General features: G+C 71.8%; 18 protein-coding genes. 14 read left to right on the top strand and 4 right to left on the bottom strand.

Annotated features, from left to right (window positions below; genetic code table 11):
• The first annotated feature begins 1 nt into the window (after position 1).
• From EV567_RS16620 to EV567_RS16635, 4 genes are all read left to right on the top strand, one after another.
• Positions 2-718, top strand: a complete 717-nt coding sequence (locus EV567_RS16620) for a response regulator transcription factor (RefSeq protein WP_130440801.1) — start codon at positions 2-4, stop codon at positions 716-718.
• A 4-nt stretch (positions 719-722) separates the two neighbouring features.
• On the top strand, positions 723-2,174 hold the full coding sequence (locus EV567_RS16625) for a HAMP domain-containing sensor histidine kinase (protein WP_130440802.1): 1,452 nt from the start codon (positions 723-725) through the stop codon (positions 2,172-2,174).
• 188 nt (positions 2,175-2,362) lie between these two features.
• Positions 2,363-2,566 carry a cold-shock protein gene (locus EV567_RS16630; RefSeq protein ID WP_007502648.1) on the top strand — a complete coding sequence of 68 codons (204 nt, stop codon included), beginning with the start codon at positions 2,363-2,365 and terminating at the stop codon, positions 2,564-2,566.
• An 86-nt stretch (positions 2,567-2,652) separates the two neighbouring features.
• Positions 2,653-4,371, top strand: coding sequence for a DEAD/DEAH box helicase (locus EV567_RS16635; RefSeq protein ID WP_242620854.1), 1,719 nt, complete (start codon positions 2,653-2,655; stop codon positions 4,369-4,371).
• Positions 4,372-4,455: 84 nt separating this feature from the next.
• Here the strand turns inward: EV567_RS16635 and EV567_RS16640 are convergent, their stop codons facing one another.
• Complete coding sequence (locus tag EV567_RS16640; RefSeq protein WP_130440804.1) at positions 4,456-5,109, bottom strand: hypothetical protein; 654 nt, start codon at positions 5,107-5,109, stop codon at positions 4,456-4,458.
• A gap of 323 nt (positions 5,110-5,432) precedes the next feature.
• Between EV567_RS16640 and hemL the strand changes: the two genes are divergently transcribed.
• The 8 genes from hemL to EV567_RS16680 all read left to right on the top strand — a co-directional run bounded on the left by hemL (position 5,433) and on the right by EV567_RS16680 (position 13,755).
• Entirely contained in the window at positions 5,433-6,749 is a 1,317-nt protein-coding gene (gene hemL / locus EV567_RS16645) for a glutamate-1-semialdehyde 2,1-aminomutase (RefSeq protein WP_130440806.1), read from the top strand.
• A 56-nt stretch (positions 6,750-6,805) separates the two neighbouring features.
• On the top strand, positions 6,806-7,453 hold the full coding sequence (locus tag EV567_RS16650; protein WP_130441634.1) for a histidine phosphatase family protein: 648 nt from the start codon (positions 6,806-6,808) through the stop codon (positions 7,451-7,453).
• 148 nt (positions 7,454-7,601) lie between these two features.
• A complete protein-coding gene (locus EV567_RS16655) occupies positions 7,602-8,897 on the top strand; it encodes a hypothetical protein (RefSeq protein WP_130440808.1) in 1,296 nt (431 codons plus the stop codon).
• 66 nt (positions 8,898-8,963) lie between these two features.
• Entirely contained in the window at positions 8,964-9,590 is a 627-nt protein-coding gene (locus tag EV567_RS16660) for a TlpA disulfide reductase family protein (RefSeq protein WP_130440810.1), read from the top strand.
• Between the two features lies 1 nt (position 9,591).
• Positions 9,592-10,362 (top strand): cytochrome c biogenesis CcdA family protein, encoded by a 771-nt coding sequence (locus EV567_RS16665; RefSeq protein WP_130440812.1) that lies wholly within the window; start codon positions 9,592-9,594, stop codon positions 10,360-10,362.
• Between the two features lie 3 nt (positions 10,363-10,365).
• Positions 10,366-12,168 carry a cytochrome c biogenesis protein ResB gene (locus EV567_RS16670; protein ID WP_130440814.1) on the top strand — a complete coding sequence of 601 codons (1,803 nt, stop codon included), beginning with the start codon at positions 10,366-10,368 and terminating at the stop codon, positions 12,166-12,168.
• A complete protein-coding gene (gene ccsB, locus EV567_RS16675) occupies positions 12,165-13,244 on the top strand; it encodes a c-type cytochrome biogenesis protein CcsB (RefSeq protein ID WP_130440816.1) in 1,080 nt (359 codons plus the stop codon). Before EV567_RS16670 ends, ccsB begins: the two co-directional genes overlap by 4 nt.
• Positions 13,245-13,296: 52 nt before the next feature.
• Positions 13,297-13,755 (top strand): SRPBCC domain-containing protein, encoded by a 459-nt coding sequence (locus EV567_RS16680; RefSeq protein ID WP_130440818.1) that lies wholly within the window; start codon positions 13,297-13,299, stop codon positions 13,753-13,755.
• Positions 13,756-13,777: 22 nt separating this feature from the next.
• On the opposite strand, the gene EV567_RS16685 is transcribed toward EV567_RS16680, so the two are convergent.
• The 3 genes from EV567_RS16685 to EV567_RS16695 form a co-directional block, all read right to left on the bottom strand.
• Positions 13,778-15,349: a hypothetical protein gene (locus tag EV567_RS16685; RefSeq protein ID WP_130440820.1), complete on the bottom strand. Its 1,572-nt coding sequence runs from the start codon at positions 15,347-15,349 to the stop codon at positions 13,778-13,780.
• Entirely contained in the window at positions 15,349-17,412 is a 2,064-nt protein-coding gene (locus EV567_RS16690; protein WP_242620894.1) for a hypothetical protein, read from the bottom strand. The genes EV567_RS16685 and EV567_RS16690 overlap by 1 nt, the downstream gene beginning before the upstream one ends.
• 164 nt (positions 17,413-17,576) lie before the next feature.
• The gene (locus EV567_RS16695; RefSeq protein ID WP_130440822.1) at positions 17,577-17,897 is read right to left on the bottom strand and encodes a PLD nuclease N-terminal domain-containing protein; all 321 of its coding nucleotides are present in this window, start codon (positions 17,895-17,897) and stop codon (positions 17,577-17,579) included.
• Positions 17,898-18,015: 118 nt separating this feature from the next.
• Here EV567_RS16695 and EV567_RS16700 point away from each other — a divergent pair, with 118 nt between their 5' ends.
• Positions 18,016-19,467, top strand: a complete 1,452-nt coding sequence (locus EV567_RS16700; protein ID WP_130440824.1) for a menaquinone biosynthesis decarboxylase — start codon at positions 18,016-18,018, stop codon at positions 19,465-19,467.
• Positions 19,464-20,369 (top strand): menaquinone biosynthesis prenyltransferase MqnP, encoded by a 906-nt coding sequence (gene mqnP / locus EV567_RS16705; protein ID WP_130440826.1) that lies wholly within the window; start codon positions 19,464-19,466, stop codon positions 20,367-20,369. Before EV567_RS16700 ends, mqnP begins: the two co-directional genes overlap by 4 nt.
• The last annotated feature ends 4 nt before the right edge of the window (positions 20,370-20,373 follow it).

The raw sequence follows: 20,373 nt of genomic DNA on the forward strand, positions 1-20,373 counted from the left end.
CGTGCCCCAGACCGTGCTCCTGGCCGAAGACGACCGCGCCATCCGCCATGCCCTGGAACGGGCCCTGACCCTGGAGGGCTACGAGGTCACCGCGGTCGCCGACGGCGTGGAGGCGCTGGCGCACGCCCACAAGTCGCCGCCGGACGTCCTCGTCCTCGACGTGATGATGCCCGGGATCGACGGCCTCCAGGTCTGCCGGGTGCTGCGCGCCGAGGGCGACCGCACGCCCATCCTGATGCTGACCGCGCTCGTGGAGACCGCGGACCGGATCGCCGGCCTTGACGCGGGCGCCGACGACTACGTGCCGAAGCCCTTCGACGTCGAGGAGGTCTTCGCCCGTCTGCGCGCGCTGCTGCGCCGCACCGGCCCCGGCTCCCGGCCCGAGATCCCGCCGAAGCCCACCGCGCCGCCCGCCCGCTTCCTGGAGGCGGCCGGGCTGCGCATGGACCCGCAGGCACGGCGGGCCTGGCGCGGGGAGCGGGAACTGGAGCTGACCCGAACCGAGTTCGAGCTGCTGGAACTGCTGGTCCGCAACGCCGGCATCGTCCTCGACCACTCCACGATCTACGACCGCATCTGGGGCTACGACTTCGGCCCCGGCTCCAAGAACCTCGCCGTCTACGTCGGCTATCTGCGCCGCAAGCTCGACGGGGCCGGCGGCGCCCCGCCGCTGATCCACACCGTGCGCGGCGTGGGCTACGTACTGCGGGAAGACTGACGCGATGGCTCGCACGGGCGGCCGGCTGGGCGGGCTGCTCTCCCGGCGGCGCGCGAAGCTGGTCTCGCTGCGCACCACCTTCGCGGTGTCCTTCGCCACCGTGACCGCCGTCGTCACCGTCCTCGTGGGCGTTCTGTCGTACAGCGCCGCGGCACGGCTGGTGCGGGTGGACCAGGAGTCGGTGTTCGACGAGGTGGTGCAGGACCTGCGGGACGAGGTGCGCGCGCGGGCGATGCGGCCCGGGGACTTCTCCTCGTCCGCGCCAGGCCACGACATCGTGCGCCCGGCCCGTACGGACGTGCAGGTGCTGGGGCCGGACGGCGCGGTCGTCGACCCCGGCGCGCCCGGGCTGCCGGTCAGGGCCGCCGACCGTGACATCGCGGCCGCCGCGACCGCCGGGACGCTCACCGAGCACGGCGACGTCGACGTGGGCCACGACGCGTACCGGGTGGCGACCGTCGCGCTCGGCGGCGGCCGGGGCGCGGTGCAGATCGCGCAGGAGTTCAGCGGCACGGAGGACCTGCTGCGGGCGCTCCAGCAGCGGACCCTGATCCTGATGATCGCCGTGGTGACGGCGGCCGGCCTGTTCGGCTGGTGGCTGGCGAGGCGCATCACCCACCGTCTGGTCATCCTCACCACCGCCGCCGAGGACGTCGCCCGCACCCGCAGGCTCGGCGTCCAGGTGCCCGTCACCGGCCATGACGAGGTCGGCCGCCTCGGGCGGGCCTTCGACCGGATGCTGGGGCGGCTCGCGCAGTCGGAGGAGGACCAGCGGCGGCTGGTGCAGGACGCGGGGCACGAGTTGCGCACCCCGCTGACCTCGCTGCGCACGAACATCTCGCTGCTGCGCCGTATCGACGAGCTGCCGCCCGCAGCCCGTGAGGAGCTGGTCGCCGACCTGGGTCAGGAGGCCCGTGAACTCACCGATCTCGTGAACGAGTTGGTGGAGCTGGCGGCCGGTCAGTCGGACACCGAGCCGCCCCGGCGGGTCGATCTGGCCGACCTCGCCGAGGACGTCGCCGGGCTCGCGCGCCGCCGTACCGGGCGGACCATCCTGGTCCGGGTGAGCGGGGACACCACCACGGACGGGCGGCCGGCGATGCTCCAGCGGGCGCTCAGCAACCTCGTGGAGAACGCGACCAAGTTCGACCGCGGGGGAGCGGGCCCGATCGAGATCGCCGTCACCGGTCCCGCCGGACCCGGACCGGTCCGGGTCGAGGTCCTCGACCGCGGTCCCGGCATCAGCGAGTCCGACCTCACCCGTGTCTTCGACCGCTTCTACCGCGCCGCCGACGCCCGCTCCCTCCCGGGCTCGGGGCTCGGCCTGTCGATCGTCCGCGAGGTGGCCCTGGCCCACGGCGGCGCCCCCTTCGCCGCCCGCCGGGAGGGCGGCGGCTCGACGATCGGCTTCACCGTGGGCGGCGGTCCGGCGGACCACCGGCTGGACGAGGTCTGAGGCGGCGTCCTCACCCGGTCGGGCGTGTTGATTTCCTCCCCGGACCGGCGAGCTGTGCTACGGTCTAACCGTTGCAGTTGTGGTACCCATGAACTTATGTGCGCCTGACGGGAATGTTTCTCCTTCGGGCGCATCAGTTTTTTCCGGCTTCTCCGGATGGGGCCTCTGCCTACAGAAGGAGAAATGTCATGGCACAGGGAACCGTGAAGTGGTTCAACTCCGAAAAGGGTTTCGGTTTCATCGAGCAGGACGGCGGCGGCCCTGACGTCTTCGCCCACTACTCGAACATCGCGACCCAGGGATTCCGCGAGCTCCAGGAGGGCCAGCGGGTCTCCTTCGACGTCACGCAGGGCCAGAAGGGCCCGCAGGCGGAGAACATCGTCCCCGCCTGATCGCCGGACGCGTATCCACTCACCGGGGTCCGCACCGTCATGGTGCGGACCCCGGTTTGTGCTGTTCCCAGGAAGGCAGTAGTCGCATGTCCCGAAGAAGGTCCCAGAAGCCGAACCGGCGGACCTCGTCCCCCTCACCCTCGTCGTCGGGGGCGTCGCCCACGGAGTTCCGGCTGCCGGAGAGCACGACCCCCGCGCTTCCCGCCGTCGAGGACTTCGCCGCTCTGGACATGCCCGCGGCACTGCTGAAGACCCTCACCGCGCAGGGTGTGACCAGCCCCTTCCCCATCCAGGCCGCGACGCTGCCCAACTCGCTCGCCGGCCGGGACCTGCTGGGCCGCGGACGCACCGGCTCGGGCAAGACCCTCGCGTTCGGGCTGGCGCTGCTGGCCCGCACGGCCGGACTGCGCGCGGAGCCCAAGGCGCCGCTCGCCCTCGTGCTGGTGCCCACCCGGGAACTCGCCCAGCAGGTCACGGACGCGCTGACGCCCTACGCAACGGCGGTCAACCTCCGGCTGACCACCGTGGTCGGCGGGCTGTCCATCACCAAGCAGGCCGGTGCGCTGCGCCGAGGCGCCGAAGTGCTCGTGGCGACCCCCGGCCGGCTCAACGACCTCGTGGACCGCGGGGACTGCGTGCTGGACGACGTGCGCATCACGGTGCTGGACGAGGCCGACCAGATGACCGACATGGGCTTCCTGCCGCAGATCACCAAGCTGATCCAGCGGGTGCGGCCAGACGGGCAGCGCATGCTCTTCTCGGCCACCCTGGACCGCAACATCGACCGTCTGGTCCAGCGTTTCCTGACCGACCCGGTGGTGCACTCGGTGGACCCGTCCGCCGGAGCGGTGACCACCATGGAGCACCACGTGCTCCACGTCCAGGACGAGACCGACAAGAAGGCCGTCACCACGCGCATCGCGGCCCGCGACGGCCGGGTCATCCTCTTCCTCGACACCAAGAGGTCCGCCGACCGGCTCGCCAAGCGGCTGCTGGCCGTCGGCGTCCGCGCGGCGGCACTGCACGGCGGCCGCTCCCAGCCGCAGCGCAACCGCACGCTGGAACAGTTCAAGAGCGGCCAGGTCACCGCGCTGGTGGCGACGAACGTCGCGGCCCGCGGCATACACGTCGACGACCTCGACCTCGTGGTCAACGTGGACCCGCCCACCGACCACAAGGACTACGTCCACCGGGGCGGCCGCACGGCCCGCGCCGGGGGCTCCGGCAGCGTGGTCACGCTGGTCCTGCCCGACCAGAAGCGGGACGTCACGCGGCTCATGTCGGACGCGGGCATCCGTCCCCGCACGGCCCGCGTCACCTCGGGCGACACGGAACTGGCCACCCTCACCGGCGCCCGCGAGCCGTCCGGAGTGGCCGTCACCATCGAGGTGCCCCAGCAGCCGACGCCTCAGGCGTCCCGCCAGAAGCCCTCCCGCCGACGCCGCCCCGAGGGCGCCCGCAGGCCGGCGACGCCCACGGAAGGCCGAGCCTCGTCCCGGGCGAAGACGTCGGAGGACGCTCCCGCGACAGGCGGCCGCGGCACCACCCGCCGCACGAAGCCCACCGGCTCCACCGCCCGCCGCACGGGAGCCGACGGAACTGCGAACGGGACCGGCAGGACCGCGAACGGGGGCAGCAGGACCGCGAACGGAACCGCGGCCGGCCGTGGCTCCACGCCCGCCGCCTCCGCGAAGCAGACGCGAGCGTCGGGCCGCCGGGCGACCCCCAAGGCCGACGCCCCCCGAACCGGGGACCGCAGCCGGGCCCCCCGCCGCTCCGCCACCCCCCGGAGCGACCGCCCCTGACCAGGCGCCCCCGGCGCACACGACCCGGCGCACACGACAAGGGCGAGGCCAACAGGCCTCGCCCGACTCCGTCGCGCTCCCCGCTCAGGGCCACACAAGGCAGTAGGGCTGGTGGCCTGCCTCGTGCAGGCGGTGGCTGAAGTCCTGCCACTCGTGCAGGAGTTGGTACACGTTGAACGCGTCGCGGGGACCGCCGCGGTCGGGGACCGTGGACCAGATGAACGCCGCCGCGCCCACCGCCTCCTCGCCGATGTCGCGCAGGGGGTCGACGACCGTCATGGGGAGCTTCACGACCGCGTAGTCGGGGTGCAGGACGACCAGTTCCAGCGGCGGCACCTTGTGCAGGGGGACGCCCTCGATGCCCGTGAGGACCATCGCCGCCATCGTCTCCGGCTTGATCTTGGTGAACATGCCGCCCATGCCGAGCTCGTCACCGCCGAGTTCCTCGGGGCGCATCGAGATCGGGACGCGGGCCGCGGTGGCGCCGTCCGGCGCGCCGAAGTACTTGTACGTCACCCCCACCCGACCACCATTCCTGCTCCCCGCCGAGAGCCGCTCGACCGCTTGGTCGAGGCGCTCGGACTCGCTCGGTACCCCGGGCACGTCCGGCATGCCGGGTACGCCCTGTGTCTGTCGTACGTCGTCGACTTCCTCCGCGTCGCGCCGGTGCCTTCCCCGCCGGGCACGTCGAGGACCCAGGTCATCAGTCCCCTCGCCCAGTCCGCCACCGCGATGCATATCTCCACCCGACTGCTTTTCTAGGACGCGCGGCCCCCGCCGCGCAACCCGATCATCGTGTCAGTGACCTCCCCCGCGGCCGCACGCCGAAACGTGCGGTGAAACTCGCGTCCGCGGGATGTGCGCAGTCACACGACACATCGTCGTAAGTGAGCTACGTCCACGAGGCTCGGTCCGTTTCAGTTTCGCAGACGACCGGCCGGTGGGGACTCGGTGACGGCCCCCGTTGTGGCCGATCCTCGCTGGCCTACCCTGAGGGGGTCACTGGCAACGCAGTCCCAAAACCCCCCAGAAGTCGGAGAAGGTCGGAGTAGCCGCAGGTCATGAGTGAAATGCCGTATTCATATGATGCGCCTGTCTCGCAGGCCCTGTTCGACCGGGCGGCCGCCGTCACGCCGGGCGGCGTGAACTCGCCGGTGCGCGCCTTCCGCGCCGTGGGCGGAACGCCCCGGTTCATGGTGTCCGGCTCCGGCCCCTACCTGACCGACGCGGACGGGCGGGAGTACGTCGACCTGGTCTGCTCCTGGGGCCCCATGATCCTCGGGCACTCGCACCCCGAGGTCATCGCCGCCGTCCAGGAGGCCGTCGCCCGCGGCACGTCCTTCGGCACGCCCGGTGAGGGCGAGGTCGCCCTCGCCGAGGAGATCGTCGCGCGCGTCGAGCCCGTCCAGCAGGTGCGGCTGGTCTCCAGTGGCACCGAGGCGACCATGTCCGCGATCCGGCTGGCCCGCGGGTTCACCCGGCGCACCAAGGTCGTCAAGTTCGCCGGCTGCTACCACGGCCACGTCGACTCGCTGCTCGCCGCGGCGGGCTCCGGCGTCGCCACCTTCGCGCTGCCGGACACCCCGGGCGTCACCGGCGCCCAGGCCGGGGACACCATCGTGCTGCCGTACAACGACCTGGAGGCCGTGCACGAGGCCTTCCACCGGCACCCCGGCGAGATCGCCTGCGTGATCACCGAGGCCTCGCCCGGCAACATGGGCGTCGTGCCGCCGCTGCCCGGGTTCAACCAGGGCCTCAAGGACGCCTGTGCCGCCAACGGCGCGCTCTACATCTCCGACGAGGTCATGACGGGCTTCCGCACCAGCCGCGCCGGCTGGTACGGCGTCGACGGCGTCCGGCCCGACCTGATGACCTTCGGCAAGGTGATGGGCGGCGGCTTCCCGGCCGCCGCGTTCGGCGGTCGCGCCGACGTGATGGAGCACCTCGCCCCCGCCGGGCCCGTCTACCAGGCCGGCACCCTCTCCGGGAACCCGGTCGCCACCGCCGCCGGCCTCGCCCAGCTGCGGCTGCTCGACGACGCCGCGTACGCCACGGTGAACGCCGTGTCCGAGCAGGTCCGGACGCTGGTGACCCAGGCGCTGTCCAAGGAGGGCGTGGCGCACACGCTGCAGAGCGCCTCCAACATGTTCTCCGTCTTCTTCACGGACCGCCCGGTGCGCGACTACACGGACGCGCGGGCGCAGGACTCGTTCCGCTACACCGCCTTCTTCCAGTCGCTGCTGGCGAACGGCGTCTATCTGCCGCCCTCGTCCTTCGAGTCCTGGTTCGTGTCCACGGCCCACGACGAGCGGGCCCTCCAGCGGATCGCCGACGCCCTCCCGGCGGCGGCCCGAGCGGCTGCGGAGGCCACCGCGTGAGCACCGAGAAGACCCCGGGCGCCGGGAACGACAGCGACATCACCGTCGTCCACCTCATGCGCCACGGCGAGGTGGAGAACCCCGACGGCGTCCTCTACGGCCGTCTCGGCGGATACCACCTCTCCGAGCTGGGCCGCAGGATGGCGGACCGGGTCGCCGAGCACCTCGCCCCGCGCGACGTCACCTATGTGTGCGCCTCCCCGCTGGAGCGGGCGCAGGAGACGGCCACACCGATCGCCAAGGCGCACGGGCTGGACCTCGGCAGCGACGCGCGGCTCATCGAGGCCGAGAACGTCTTCCAGGGCAAGACCTTCGGCGTCGGGGACGGCGCCCTGCGCCGACCGGAGAACTGGAAGCACCTCGTCAACCCGTTCAGGCCGTCCTGGGGCGAGCCGTACGTCGACCAGGTCGTGCGGATGATGGGCGCGCTGAACGCGGCGAAGGACCAGGCGCGCGGGCACGAGGCCGTGCTGGTCAGCCACCAGCTGCCGATCTGGATCGTGCGGTCCTACGTCGAGCGCCGGCGGCTCTGGCACGACCCGCGCAAGCGGCAGTGCACGCTCGCCTCGCTGACGACGTTCACCTACCGCGGCGACACCATCGTCTCCGTCGGCTACACCGAGCCCGCCCGCGACCTCGTCCCCGCCCACCTCCTCGCCGGCGCCAAGCCGGTCAAGGGCAAGGGCAAGGCCTTCGGGGCGTAAGACAGTTCACACCCTTCGTACACCCCGCCGGGATCAACTGGCTCATTCCCGGCCATCGTTACGAAACTCGCACAAACAAGCGGAACCCCTTTGTTCGCCGCGTCCTCTCAGTGGGTGACCACCAGAGGACGTGACGAACGGGGATGCCATGCGCACTCTCAGCCGCAGGGGAGCGATCGGGCTCGGAGCAGGAGCCGTCGCCGCCGCCGGACTCGCCGGATGCGGCGGCTCCGCCGACCCGGACGGATCGAAGCCGTCGTCCGGTTCCGGGAAGAACCGTTCCGGCTCGGCCGAGCCCAGCCCGAGCCCGACCGCCCCTGCCCGCCCCCTCGGTGACGGCTCCACCTCCTTCACGGGCAAGCAGCCCCACCAGCCCGCCGCGCCCCGGCCGCTCGGACCCGGCCAGGAGCCGCCGCAGTTCGTGGTCTTCTCCTGGGACGGCGCCGGCGAGGTCGGCAACGGGCTCTTCCCGCGCTTCCTGGACCTCGCCAAGGAGCACGGCGCGGCGATGACCTTCTTCCTCTCCGGCATCTACCTGCTGCCCGAGTCCAAGAAGCGGCTCTACGACCCGCCGGGCAACCGTCGCGGGGCCTCCGACATCGGCTACCTCACCGACGCCCACATCAAGGACACCCTGAAGTACCTGCGCCGCGCCTGGCTCGAAGGGCACGAGATAGGCACCCACTTCAACGGCCACTTCTGCGGGGAGGGCAGCGGCTCGGTCGGCAATTGGACCTCCCGGCAGTGGCGCAGCGAGATAGACCAGGCCAAGGCCTTCGTGAAGGAGTGGCGCACCAACTCCGGCTGGACCGACCTGGAGGCGCTGCCCTTCGACTACGACAAGGAGCTCGTCGGCGGCCGCACCCCCTGCCTCCTCGGCCAGGACAACCTGCTGCCCACCGCCCGCGCCCTCGGCTGGCGCTACGACGCCTCCTCGCCCGGCGGCCGGCAGACCTGGCCCACCAAGAAGCAGGGCATATGGGACCTTCCGTTGCAGCAGATACCGTTCCCCGGGCGGGGGTTCGAGGTCCTGTCGATGGACTACAACATGCTCGCCAACCAGTCGGTCAACTCCACCAAGGCGCCCAGCCACAACTACCCGCGCTGGCGCCAGCAGGCCGCACAGGCGTACATACAGGGATTCAAGCGGGCATTCGAGACGAACCGCGCGCCCTTCTTCGTCGGCAACCACTTCGAGCAGTGGAACGGCGGGATCTACATGGACGCCGTCGAGGAGGCCTTCAAGCACATCGCCCGGGAGAAGGAGAAGGGCGCGGACGTGAGGCTGGTCTCCTTCCGGCAGTTCGTCGACTGGCTCGACGTGCAGAAGCCCGAGGTGCTGGCCAAGCTGAGGACCCTGGAGGTCGGACAGCGGCCGGCCGGCGGCTGGCAGGCCTTCCTCGGCGCCCAGGCCCCCGCCTCCCGCCGGCCGTCCGCCGCCTGAAATGCGGGTTTCCACCCGCAAGGGGGGTGCGCAAGATCCCCAGAACGGGCATGCGAAACTTTTCACATGAGTGCCGCCTGCCGCGCCCCCCGAAGCTCGAGGAACCGGACCCGTACGCGCCGCGCCGCCCTGACCGCCGGCGCCGCCGTCGCGGCGCTGCTCGTCTCCGCGTGCACCTCAGGGGGCACCTCGGGCGGGGGCGGCGACACCAACTTCATCATGGGCGCGGACGGCGTGGCGACCGCGAAGAAGGGGGAGCGCGCCGAGGCTCCCGACCTCTCCGGCACGACCGTGGACGGCGGGCAGCTCGACGTCTCCTCCTTCAAGGGCAAGGTCGTCGTCCTGAACGTGTGGGGCTCCTGGTGCGCCCCCTGCCGTGCGGAAGCGCCGAACTTCGAGAAGGTCTACAGCGACCTCAAGGGCAAGGGCGTGCAGTTCGTCGGCATCAACACCCGTGACGCCGAGGTGACCAACGCCCGGTCCTTCGAGAAGCAGCAGGGCGTGACGTACCCGAGCCTGTACGACCCGAACGGCAAGCTGATGCTCCGCTTCAAGCGGGGCACGCTCAACCCGCAGGCGATCCCCTCCACCCTCGTCATCGACCGGGAGGGGAAGATCGCCGCCCGCTCGCTGGCCGCGCTCAGCGAGGAGAAGCTGCGCGGCATGATCTCCCCGGTCCTCGCGGAGAAGTGACGTGAGCACGGTCACGACCCTCGCCCAGGAGGGCGTCAACGGCACGGTGCTCAACGGCGCCCTGCTCGTCGCCCTGCCCGTCGCCGTGCTCGGCGGCCTCGTCTCCTTCTTCTCCCCCTGCGTCCTGCCCCTCGTCCCCGGCTACCTGTCGTACGTCACCGGGGTCACCGGCACCGACCTCGGCGAGGCCCGGCGCGGCCGGATGGTCGCCGGCGCCTCCCTGTTCGTCCTCGGCTTCACCGCCGTGTTCGTCTCCAGCGGCGCCCTGTTCGGCTACTTCGGGGAGACCCTCCAGGACAACAAGGACGTCCTCAGCGATGTGCTGGGCGTGCTCATGATCCTCATGGGCGTTTTCTTCATGGGCCTGATGCCCTGGATGACCCAGCGCGAGTTCCGCTTCCATCGCAGGCCCGCCGCCGGTCTGGCCGGCGCCCCGCTGCTCGGCGCGCTGTTCGGCATCGGCTGGACGCCGTGCATCGGCCCGACCCTCGCCTCCGTCCTCGCCCTGTCCTCGCAGCAGTCGAGCGCGGGGCGCGGCGCGATACTGACCGTCGCCTACTGCCTCGGCCTCGGCGTGCCCTTCGTGCTTGCCGCGGTCGCCTTCCGCAAGGCGCTCGGCGCCTTCGGCTGGGTCAAGCGCCACTACGTCTGGGTGATGCGGATCGGCGGCACGATGATGATCGTGACCGGTCTGCTGCTGCTGACCGGCGTCTGGGACAGTCTCGTGCAGGACATGCAGTCCTGGTCCACCGGCTTCACTGTGGGGATCTGATCCATGAGCAACACGACCGCCGGCGAGCAGACCCCGGCCGCCCCCGACGACCAGGACCTCGGCGCGGCCGGCTCCCAGCTGTCCACCGCCCCGGCGGAGACGCTCTCCGGCGGGCCCGCGCTCGGCGTCGTCGGCTGGGCCCGCTGGTTCTGGCGGCAGCTGACCTCCATGCGGGTCGCGCTGCTGCTCCTGCTGCTGCTCGCGCTCGGCGCGATCCCCGGCTCGCTGATCCCGCAGACCGGCACCGACGCCACCAAGGTCGCCGCCTTCCTCAAGGACAACCCCACCCTCGGGCCCGTCTACGAGAAGCTCGGCCTGTTCCACGTCTACAGCTCGGTGTGGTTCTCCGCGATCTACATCCTGCTGTTCGTCTCCCTCATCGGCTGCATCATCCCCCGCACCTGGCAGTTCGTGGGCCAGCTGCGCGGCCGCCCGCCGGGCGCGCCCAGGCGGCTGACGCGGCTCCCCGCCCACACCACGTGGCGTACGGGGGCCGAACCGGAGGAGGTCCGCGAGGCCGCCCTCGCGCTGCTGAAGAAGCGCCGCTTCCGTGCCCACCTCGCCGGTGACGCGGTCGCCGCCGAGAAGGGCTACCTGCGCGAGGTCGGCAACCTCGCCTTCCACATCGCGCTCATCGTGATGCTGGTCGCCTTCGCCTGGGGCCAGCTGTTCAAGATGGAGGGCAACAAGCTGATCGTCGAGGGCGGCGGGTTCTCCAACACCCTCACCCAGTACGACGACATCAAGTCGGGCACGCTCTTCAGCACCGACGACCTGGCGCCGTTCAGCTTCACCCTCGACGACTTCAAGGGCACCTACGAGGTGTCCGGCCCCAACAAGGGCACCCCGCGCACCTACCAGGCCTCCCTCACCTACTCCGAGGGCGCCTACGGCAAGGACCGCAAGACCGTCGTCAAGGTCAACCACCCGCTGGAGCTCGGCGACTCCAAGGTCTACCTCACCGCCCACGGCTACGCCCCGGTCGTCACCGTCCGCGACGGCAAGGGCGAGGTCGTCTACCGCGACGCCGTGCCCCTGCTGCCGCTCGACTCCAACGTCACGTCCTCCGGTGTGATCAAGGTCTACGACGGCTACCGCGACGCCAAGGGCAAGAGCGAGCAGCTCGCCTTCCAGGCCTTCCTGCTGCCGAGCTACGCCAAGGGCAACGAGGTGTCCTCGGTGTTCCCGGCCCTGCTGAACCCGGTGCTGAACCTGGTGCCGTACCACGGGGACCTGGGCGTGAACGCGGGCATCCCGCAGAGCGTGTACCAGCTCGACAAGAGCCACATGAAGGCGTTCAAGGACGCCAAGGGCATCCAGATGCGGGAGAACCTCAAGCCCGGGGAGACCCTGACGCTTCCCGGCGGCGCCGGTTCGATCACCTACGACGGCACCAAGGAGTGGGCGAACTTCCAGGTCACCCAGCAGCCCGGCAGCGGCTGGGCGCTGGGCGGCGCGCTCACCGCGATCTTCGGCCTGGCCGCCTCCCTGTTCATCCAGCGCCGCCGGGTGTGGGTGCGCGCGGTCAAGGGCGACGACGGGGTGACGGTCGTGGAGATGGCCGGCCTCGGCCGCAGCGAGTCCGCGAAGCTCCCCGAGGAGCTCGGCGACCTCGCCGGGATCCTCTACGACCAGGCCCCCGCAGCGCCCGACCCGGAGGACGACCCCGACGGTCCTCCCGGCCCGGGGACCGACCCCGACCCCGACGCCGACCCTGAGCCGACCCCGGGGACCGCCCCCGAAGCCGCCCCGGGCTCCACGACCCCCCACCCCCGAGCCGTACCTGCCGAAGGGCTGGAGAAATGACTCTCGCCGCCGCCACCAACGAGAACCTCGCGAACGTCAGCAACACGCTGATCTACTCCGCGATGGCCGTCTACACCCTGGCCTTCTTCGCGTACATCGCCGAATGGCTCTTCGGTAGCCGCAGCAAGGTCGGCCGCACGGCCGCCGCGCTCACCGCCGGCGCCAAGGCGGCGAAGGGCCCGGCCGTGACCGTGAAGAAGGCCGGCGGCACCGCCGTGCTGGAGCGCCCGAAGGTCGTCGTACGGTCCGCGGCCGGCGCACGTGACGTGCCCGACGGGCCGGGCGCGCACGGCGGGGACGAGCAGGGCGACCTCTACGGCCGCGTCGCCGTCTCCCTCACGGTGCTCGCGTTCCTCGTCGAGTTCGGCGGGGTGCTCACCCGGGCCCTCTCGGTGCAGCGCGCCCCCTGGGGCAACATGTACGAGTTCAACATCACCTTCTCCACGGTGGCCGTCGGCGTGTACCTCGCGCTGCTGGCGCTCAGGAAGAACGTGCGCTGGCTCGGCCTGTTCCTGATCACCACCGTGCTGCTGGACCTGGGCCTCGCCGTCACCGTCCTCTACACGGCGAGCGACCAGCTGGTCCCGGCCCTGCACTCCTACTGGCTGTACATCCACGTCTCCACCGCGATCTTCTGCGGCGCGGTGTTCTACGTCGGCGCGGTCAGCACGATCCTGTACCTGTTCAAGGACTCCTACGAGAGCAAGCTCGCGAGCGGCGGCGCCCCCGGCCGGTTCGCGAACTCGGTCCTGGACCGGCTGCCGGCCGCGGCCTCCCTGGACAAGTTCTCCTACCGCGTCAACGCGGCCGTCTTCCCGCTGTGGACGTTCACGATCATCGCGGGCGCGATCTGGGCGGGCGACGCCTGGGGCCGCTACTGGGGCTGGGACCCCAAGGAGACCTGGTCGTTCATCACCTGGGTCGCCTACGCCGGCTATCTGCACGCCCGCGCCACCGCCGGGTGGAAGGGGCGCAAGGCCGCCTACCTCGCCCTGATCGCCTTCGCCTGCTGGCTGTTCAACTACTACGGCGTCAACATCTTCGTCAGCGGAAAGCACTCCTACTCGGGGGTGTGACCACCGGCCCCCAAGGGGTGCGTGAGGTGTCGGTCGGGGTCACGCTGGTGTCATGAGCGGTTCGATCGAGCAGGGCACCAGCCAGACCCACGGCGACATCCGCATCCTGCACTTCCTGGTGCGGCTGCCGCGGACCATGGAGGCGGTCTGGCCGGCGTTCACCACCCCGGACGGGCTCGCGCAGTGGTTCGGGCCCGTCGACGTGCTCGAACCCCGGTACGGGGGAGTGATCGGGCTGCCGGGCCTGGGCGGCGGACAGGTCACCGCGTGGGACGTGGACCGGGTCGCCGAGTACACGGTGGAGGGCGGCGGCCGGATGCGGTTCCACCTGGAGCGGGACGGGGAGCGCGGGTGCGCCCTCCGGTTCACCTACGAGTTCCAGGGCGGCCGGGACGACGACGAGGACGACGCGGGGGAGACCGCTGCGGCCGGGGAACCCGAGGGCGGGAGCGAGCACGGCTGGCGGGCGCGTTTCGAGCGCCTGATCGAGCACATGGAGCGGGTCCCTTAGCCTGCCGGGAAGACGCAGCCCCCTACGACGGCGGCAGGCACTCCTTCTCCGGCGGTCTCCCCTCCGGCCAGGCGATGCGGACGAAGCGGGAGGCGCCCTGCGCGGTGAGCTCGACGATCGGCACGGCCTTGTCGTACGGGTTGCCGTGTACGTCCAGGCAGATCCACCCGCTCGCCCCGCTCACCCGTAGCGAGCCCTTGACCTGCGGCCACTGAAGGCCGACGTCCGAGAGGGACGGCACGGTCCCGCCCTCGGGAGTGGCCTCCCGGATGCCGTGGACGGCGAGGCGCAGCGCGTCGTAAGCGATGATCAGCTGCCCGTCGTCCAGCGCCGTGGGTCCGATCGGGCCGACCGGCTCACGGACGGCGCGTTCCAGCAGCGAGGTCAGCGCCGCCGCGTCCCGCGCCGAGCCGCCCGTCACCGGGGCACCCCGAGTCCAGGCGTCCGGGTGGGCGAGGGCGGTGTAGCGGACGGAGAGGTTGCGGGTGAGGGCGGTGCGGTCCAGTTGCGGGTCGCCCGTCAGGTAGGAGCCCTCGTCGCCGGTGAGCAGGGTGAACCGGCGGTCCTGGCAGCCGCGGCCGCCGAGCGCGTTGATGAACTGCCGCAGCTGGGTGTGGCGGCCGGCGAACAGGATGGTGTCGGTCTCCGGCGAGGTGTCGCACACGAGGTGGGTGATCTGCCGGAAGGTGTTCGCGGTCGTGCCCTCCTGGGAGCGGTCGGCCGGTGGCGTGAACGGCTGCGGCTCGTAGGGGGAGCCCTTGATCAGTGCGGCGAACGACGTCTGAAGCGTCCGCGTGTACGGATCGCCCGGCTTGTCGTACACCAGCAGCGCGCGCCCAGCGGTGACCTTCGCGAACGAGGCCAGGGCGCGCGCCTCGTCGGTGTTGGTGGGGGAGACCCGGGCGAGGCCGGGGAAGGGGTCCTTGCCGCCGTGCCCGTTGGCGAGGTCGTCGGCGGTGATGGACGCGCCGATGACCGGGATGCCCCGCCGGGTCAGCTCCGCCACGGCCCTCTTGTTGTCCTCGGTGCTCATGCCGACCCCGGCGACCGCGCGCAGCCGCTCCGGTCCCGTCGCCATCCGCTCCAGCTGGTCCACCAGGCGCTCCCAGTGCGCGCTGGTCGCTCCGGGGTTCGCGAGCACCAGCCGGATCGCGGGGGCCTGCCCGTTGGAGGTGTGGTTGGCCTCCCACTGGGCGAGATAGGCGCCCTGCACCTCGTGCAGGATGTCGCTGAGGGTGGAGGGAGTGGTGGCGGTGTACGGCATCATCAGCGCGACCGTGACGTAACTCCCCTCCTTCAGCCGGTCGTTCTCCCGGTCGATGGCCCGCACCGCGTCCCGGAACCGGGGCCGCCCGAAGTCGAACGCGGTCGACGTCACGCCCACGCACTCGTCGCTGCCCTCGGGACGGGACACGCCAGGCGCGCACGAGCGGTCCTCGCGGGTGAGCGCCCGCACCGCGAAGAACGCGCCGGTGACCAGGGCGGCCGTGACCAGCACCGCGACATAGCGGTAGAGGCGGATCTCCCAGACCTCCCGCAGCCACCGCCCGAAGGAACCTCTGCCCCCGTCGGAACCTCTGCCCCCGTCGGCCATCACGCCTCCCCGTCCCCGTCACCGTCGTCCGCGTCGTCGTCCGCGGGGACGCGCAGGGGGCGGCCCGCGAGGGCGTCCCGGTGCCAGGCCCGGGACGTCGTGAACAGCAGCGCGCCCCCGGCGGGCCGCAGGTCGGACAGTTGCAGCAGTTCGAACCGCAGCCGGTCGCACACCGTCGCCTCGGGCGGCACCAGCGGATCGCTCACCTGCCACACCGCGTGCAGCAGCCGTCGTACGCGCAGATGGAGCCCGGCGTCCACGCCGTCGGGCGCCAGCTCGGCGCCGTCCGTGCGGCCCAGGGCGATCGCCGTGCGGCGGTCGTCGTCGCGGGCCGGGAAGCAGGGCGCGGAGGCGAGGAAGGCGAGGGTGCCGAGCCAGGCGCGGGTGTCCAGCGTGGGGAAGGTGTCCCGCAGATGGGCCACCGCGCCGGCCGTGTCGCCGAGGGCCAGCTCGTGGTGGAGCCGGTAGCGGGCGTGGGACGGGTCGGCGTGGCCCTCGGGGCCGGGCGTGTAGTGCCGGATCAACGTCTCGTGCACCTCGCGCCACTCGGCGCGGTCGGCGTCGCGGTGGTGCAGCCGGAGCAGCAGCAGGGTGCGGACGAAGGGATCGCCGACGAAGTGGTCCGGCCGGCCCGCGAGTCCCTCCGCGGCGAGCCGCGCCCGCAGGGACCGTACGCCCGACGAGCCGAAGTCGTCGGGCAGTCGGGCGGCGGCCAGGGCCACGGCGGAGTCGTGGTCGTGGGCGGCCGCGAGGACGGTCAGCTCGTCGAGGCGGTCGGCGGGGACCAGCCGGGTGAGCAACTCGGTGCAGGCGGGCCGTCCGTCGTCGGTCCGGTCCTCGGTGAGTTTGATCCGCGCGGTCAGCAGCCGGCCCAACGACGCCGCTCGGTCCGGGTGTTGCCGGGCGGCGGTGGCGGTGAGGACGATGCCCAGCGGGTTGCCGCCGGTCAACCGGTGCACCGCGTGCGGAAGTCGGGGCGGGACGACGACGTCGTCGCAGACCGCGCCCACCATGTGCAGGGTGTCGTCCGGTGACAGCGGCGGCAGCGGCACCAGCAGCGCCCGCGAGGACGGCGACGGGCCCGGCGTCCAGCCGGTCGCGCGGGCGACCTCCGCGAGGTCACGCCGTACGGCGTCCCGCAGCAGGGGGTGACCGGTCCCGCGCACGGTCGCCGCCCACACCACCTGGTCGGCGATCCCCTCGGCCCGGTCCCTCAGCACGGCGTCCAGCAGCCCCGGACCCGGCCCGCCGCGCGCGTTGTCCAGCAGGACCAACGGCCGTCCCAGCCGCCGCAGATGGGAGCCGAGGCCTGAGTACGCCTCGGCCAGGTCGGCGAGCAGCGCCCGCACCAGCCGGCGCTCGGCGTGCTCGCGGGACGCGCCGCCGGCCCGGAAGTTCCCCGCGAGCAGCAGCAGTCCGCGCTTGGCGTTGCCGCCCGCGTTGGGGTAGGCGCGGTACCAGGTGGCCGGCTTCTGCTCCTTGCGGGAGGTGACGCCCTCCGACAGCGCCTCCAGCGTGGCCTCGATGGCCGCCGCCACGAACGCGCCCTGGCCGCTCGCCGTCGAGACGACCTGCACCGCGACCCGCGCCGCCCACCGCCCGGCCATGCTGAACCGCGAGCCCCGCTCGTTCAGCAGCAGGATCCGGGTCAGCTCCCGCCGGATGCGCTCCGAGTCGCCGCGCCCGCTCCAGTCGCCGGCCCGCACCGCCACCAGGCCCGCCGTCAGCCGCGGGAAGGTGAGCTGCCCGGCCGCCTTGACCGGCTCGGTCAGCTGCTCGGCCAGCACCAGCAGCGCCTGCCAGACGGGGGACCAGGACTCGGGGCTCTCTTCGTGCGGCGGGCGCGCGAACTGCTCGTCCTCGCAGTCGATCAGCGCGGCCGGCGTCCGCTTGCGCGACTCGCCGCCCCGCAGCCGCTCGGTGTACGCGTCGAGGATCTCGGCGAGCACCGCGCTCTTGCCCGCGCCCCGGCCGCCGGCCAGCACCAACAGGGGCGGCCCGCTGGGGTGTTCCACGCGCTCGGCGTGATGCTCGTACGGCCGCAGCCCGACCAGCCGGGACATGAGCCCGGCCGGCTCGACGTCGAACAGCGCCCCCCGTCCGTACAACTGTCCGTGCACCGCACCTCCCCCGTGGCCGGTCTACGACGCCAGGGTAAGGAGGGAGTGTTGATGTGTGCCAGACCGCGTGAGGCCGGCCGGGCGAGGTCCGGCGGGTGGGAACCGCGTCAGGGCTGCTCGCCGTCGTCCTTGCGCCGCTTCTTCTCCTCCTCGTCCAGCGACTTCAGGAACTCGGGGTTGTCGTCGGGCGCGACCCACTCTCCGCGCTGCCGGCCGCCGCGGACGCCCGACCAGCCCTCGGCGGCCGGGCTGCGCTTCTTGCCCGCGATCAGCCAGGAGATCGAGCCGACGAGAGGGAACAGCAGCACGAGGATCGCCCACAGCGGCTTGGGCATGTGGCGGATGTCGTCGTCCTTCGTGCTGATGCAGTCGATGAACGCGTACACGCTCAACGCCAGCGGCACCAGGAACATCAGTACCCGGAGCATGGGGGCCTCTCAGAGCAGTCGTGGTCGGGGCCGCGGTCCGAGGGCCTTGCGCAGGTGCAAGGACCCCTGAGGGCCCCAGGTACTGGGTCAGGGTAGCCGCTCGGGGATACTTGGCCCCATGGCTTACGACGATCTTCGCTCCCTGCTCAGGGCCCTGGAACGCGAGGGCGACCTCAAGCGCGTCAAGGCCGAGGTCGATCCGTACCTGGAGGTCGGGGAGATCGTCGACCGGGTGCAGAAGGCCCAGGGCCCGGCGCTGCTCTTCGAGAACGTGAAGGGCTCCGCGATGCCCCTCGCGATGAACGTCTTCGGCACCGACCGCCGGCTCCTCAAGGCCCTCGGCCTCACCTCGTACGCGGAGATCTCCGAGAGGATCGGCGGTCTGCTCAAGCCCGAGCTGCCGCACGGCTTCGTCGGCGTCCGCGAGGCCTTCGGCAAGCTCGGCGCGATGGCGCACGTCCCGCCGAAGAAGGTGAAGGACGCCCCCGTGCAGGAGGTCGTCCTGCACGGCGACGACGTGGACCTCGACCGGCTGCCCGCGCTGTTCACCTGGCCCAAGGACGGCGGCTCCTTCTTCAACCTGGGCCTGACCCACACCAAGGACCCGGAGAGCGGGATCCGCAACCTCGGCCTGTACCGCCTCCAGCGCCACGACCGGCGCACCATCGGCATGCACTGGCAGATCCACAAGGACAGCCGCAACCACTACCAGGTGGCGGCCCGCCGCGGCGAACGCCTCCCGGTCGCCATCGCCTTCGGCTGTCCGCCCGCCGTGACGTACGCCTCCACCGCCCCGCTGCCCGGCGACATCGACGAGTACCTCTTCGCCGGGTTCCTCGCCGGCAAGCGGATCGAGATGGTCGACTGCAAGACCGTGCCGCTCCAGGTTCCGGCGCAGGCGGAGGTCGTCCTCGAAGGCTGGCTGGAGCCGGGGAAGATGCTCCCGGAGGGCCCCTTCGGCGACCACACCGGCTTCTACACCCCGCAGGAGCCGTTCCCCGCGCTCACCATCGACTGCGTCACCATGCGCCGCCGCCCGCTGCTCCAGTCGATCGTCGTCGGCCGCCCGCCGACGGAGGACGGCCCGCTCGGCCGGGCGACGGAGCGCTTCTTCCTCCCGCTCCTGAAGATCATCGTCCCGGACATCGTGGACTACCACCTGCCCGAGGCGGGCGGCTTCCACAACTGCGCGATCGTCTCGATCGACAAGAAGTACCCCAAGCACGCGCAGAAGGTCATGCACGCGATCTGGGGCGCGCACATGATGTCGCTGACCAAGCTGATCGTGGTCGTGGACTCCGACTGCGACGTCCACGACCTGCACGAGGTGGCCTGGCGCGCCCTCGGCAACACGGACTACGCCCGCGACCTGTCCCTCGTCGAAGGCCCGGTCGACCACCTCGACCACGCCTCCTACCAGCAGTTCTGGGGCGGCAAGGCGGGTATCGACGCGACGAGGAAGTGGCCCGAGGAGGGCTACACCCGCGACGGCGGCTGGCCCGACATGGTCCTGTCGGACCCGGAGACGGCGTCCCTGGTGGACCGCCGCTGGAAGGAGTACGGGCTGTGACCTCCGCCTCCGCGGCGCTCCCGCAGCAGCCGGGACGCACGAAAGCCTTCCTGCGCCTGGTGATGATCGAGCACTCGGTCTTCGCGCTGCCCTTCGCCTACATCGCCGCCCTCACCGCGATGTTCCAGCTGGACCGCAACGTCCACTGGGGCCGGCTCGCGCTGGTCACCGTCTGCATGGTGGGCCTGCGCACCTTCGCGATGGCGGTCAACCGGATCATCGACCGTGAGATCGACGCGCGGAACCCGCGCACCGCCGGGCGCGAGCTGGTCACCGGCGCGATGTCGGTGCGGCACGCGTGGACGGGCGCGCTCATCGCGCTGGCGGTCTTCCTGGGCGCGGCGGCCCTGCTGAACCCGCTGTGCCTGGCGCTCGCCCCGGTCGCCGTGGTCCCGATGGTGGTCTACCCCTACGGCAAACGCTTCACGAACTTCCCCCAGGCCATCCTGGGTGTGGCCCAGGCGATGGGCCCGATCGGCGGCTGGCTCGCGATCACGGGGGAGTGGTCGTGGGACGCGGTGATCCTCGGGCTCGCCGTGGGAGTCTGGATCGGCGGCTTCGACCTGATCTACGCCTGCCAGGACGTCGAGACCGACCGCGAGATCGGCGTCAGGTCGGTCCCGGCCCGCTTCGGCGTCCCGGCGGCGATCTGGGGCGCCCGCGTCTGCCACGCGGTCACCACGGGCCTGTTCGTCTGGTACGCCCTGGCCACCGGCGCGGGTGCGTTCTTCTGGCTGGGCCTGCTGATCGTCGCCGGCGCGTTCGTCTACGAGCACACCATCGTCCGCCCGCACGACCTGTCCCGGGTGAACAGGGCGTTCTTCTCGGTCAACGGCTTCATCGGCATCGCCTTGTTCGTGTGCGCGCTGCTCGATCTCGCGGTGCGGGGTCTGACCGTCTGACCAC

This window comes from Streptomyces sp. BK239, from assembly GCF_004217285.1.
Taxonomy (GTDB): domain Bacteria; phylum Actinomycetota; class Actinomycetes; order Streptomycetales; family Streptomycetaceae; genus Streptomyces.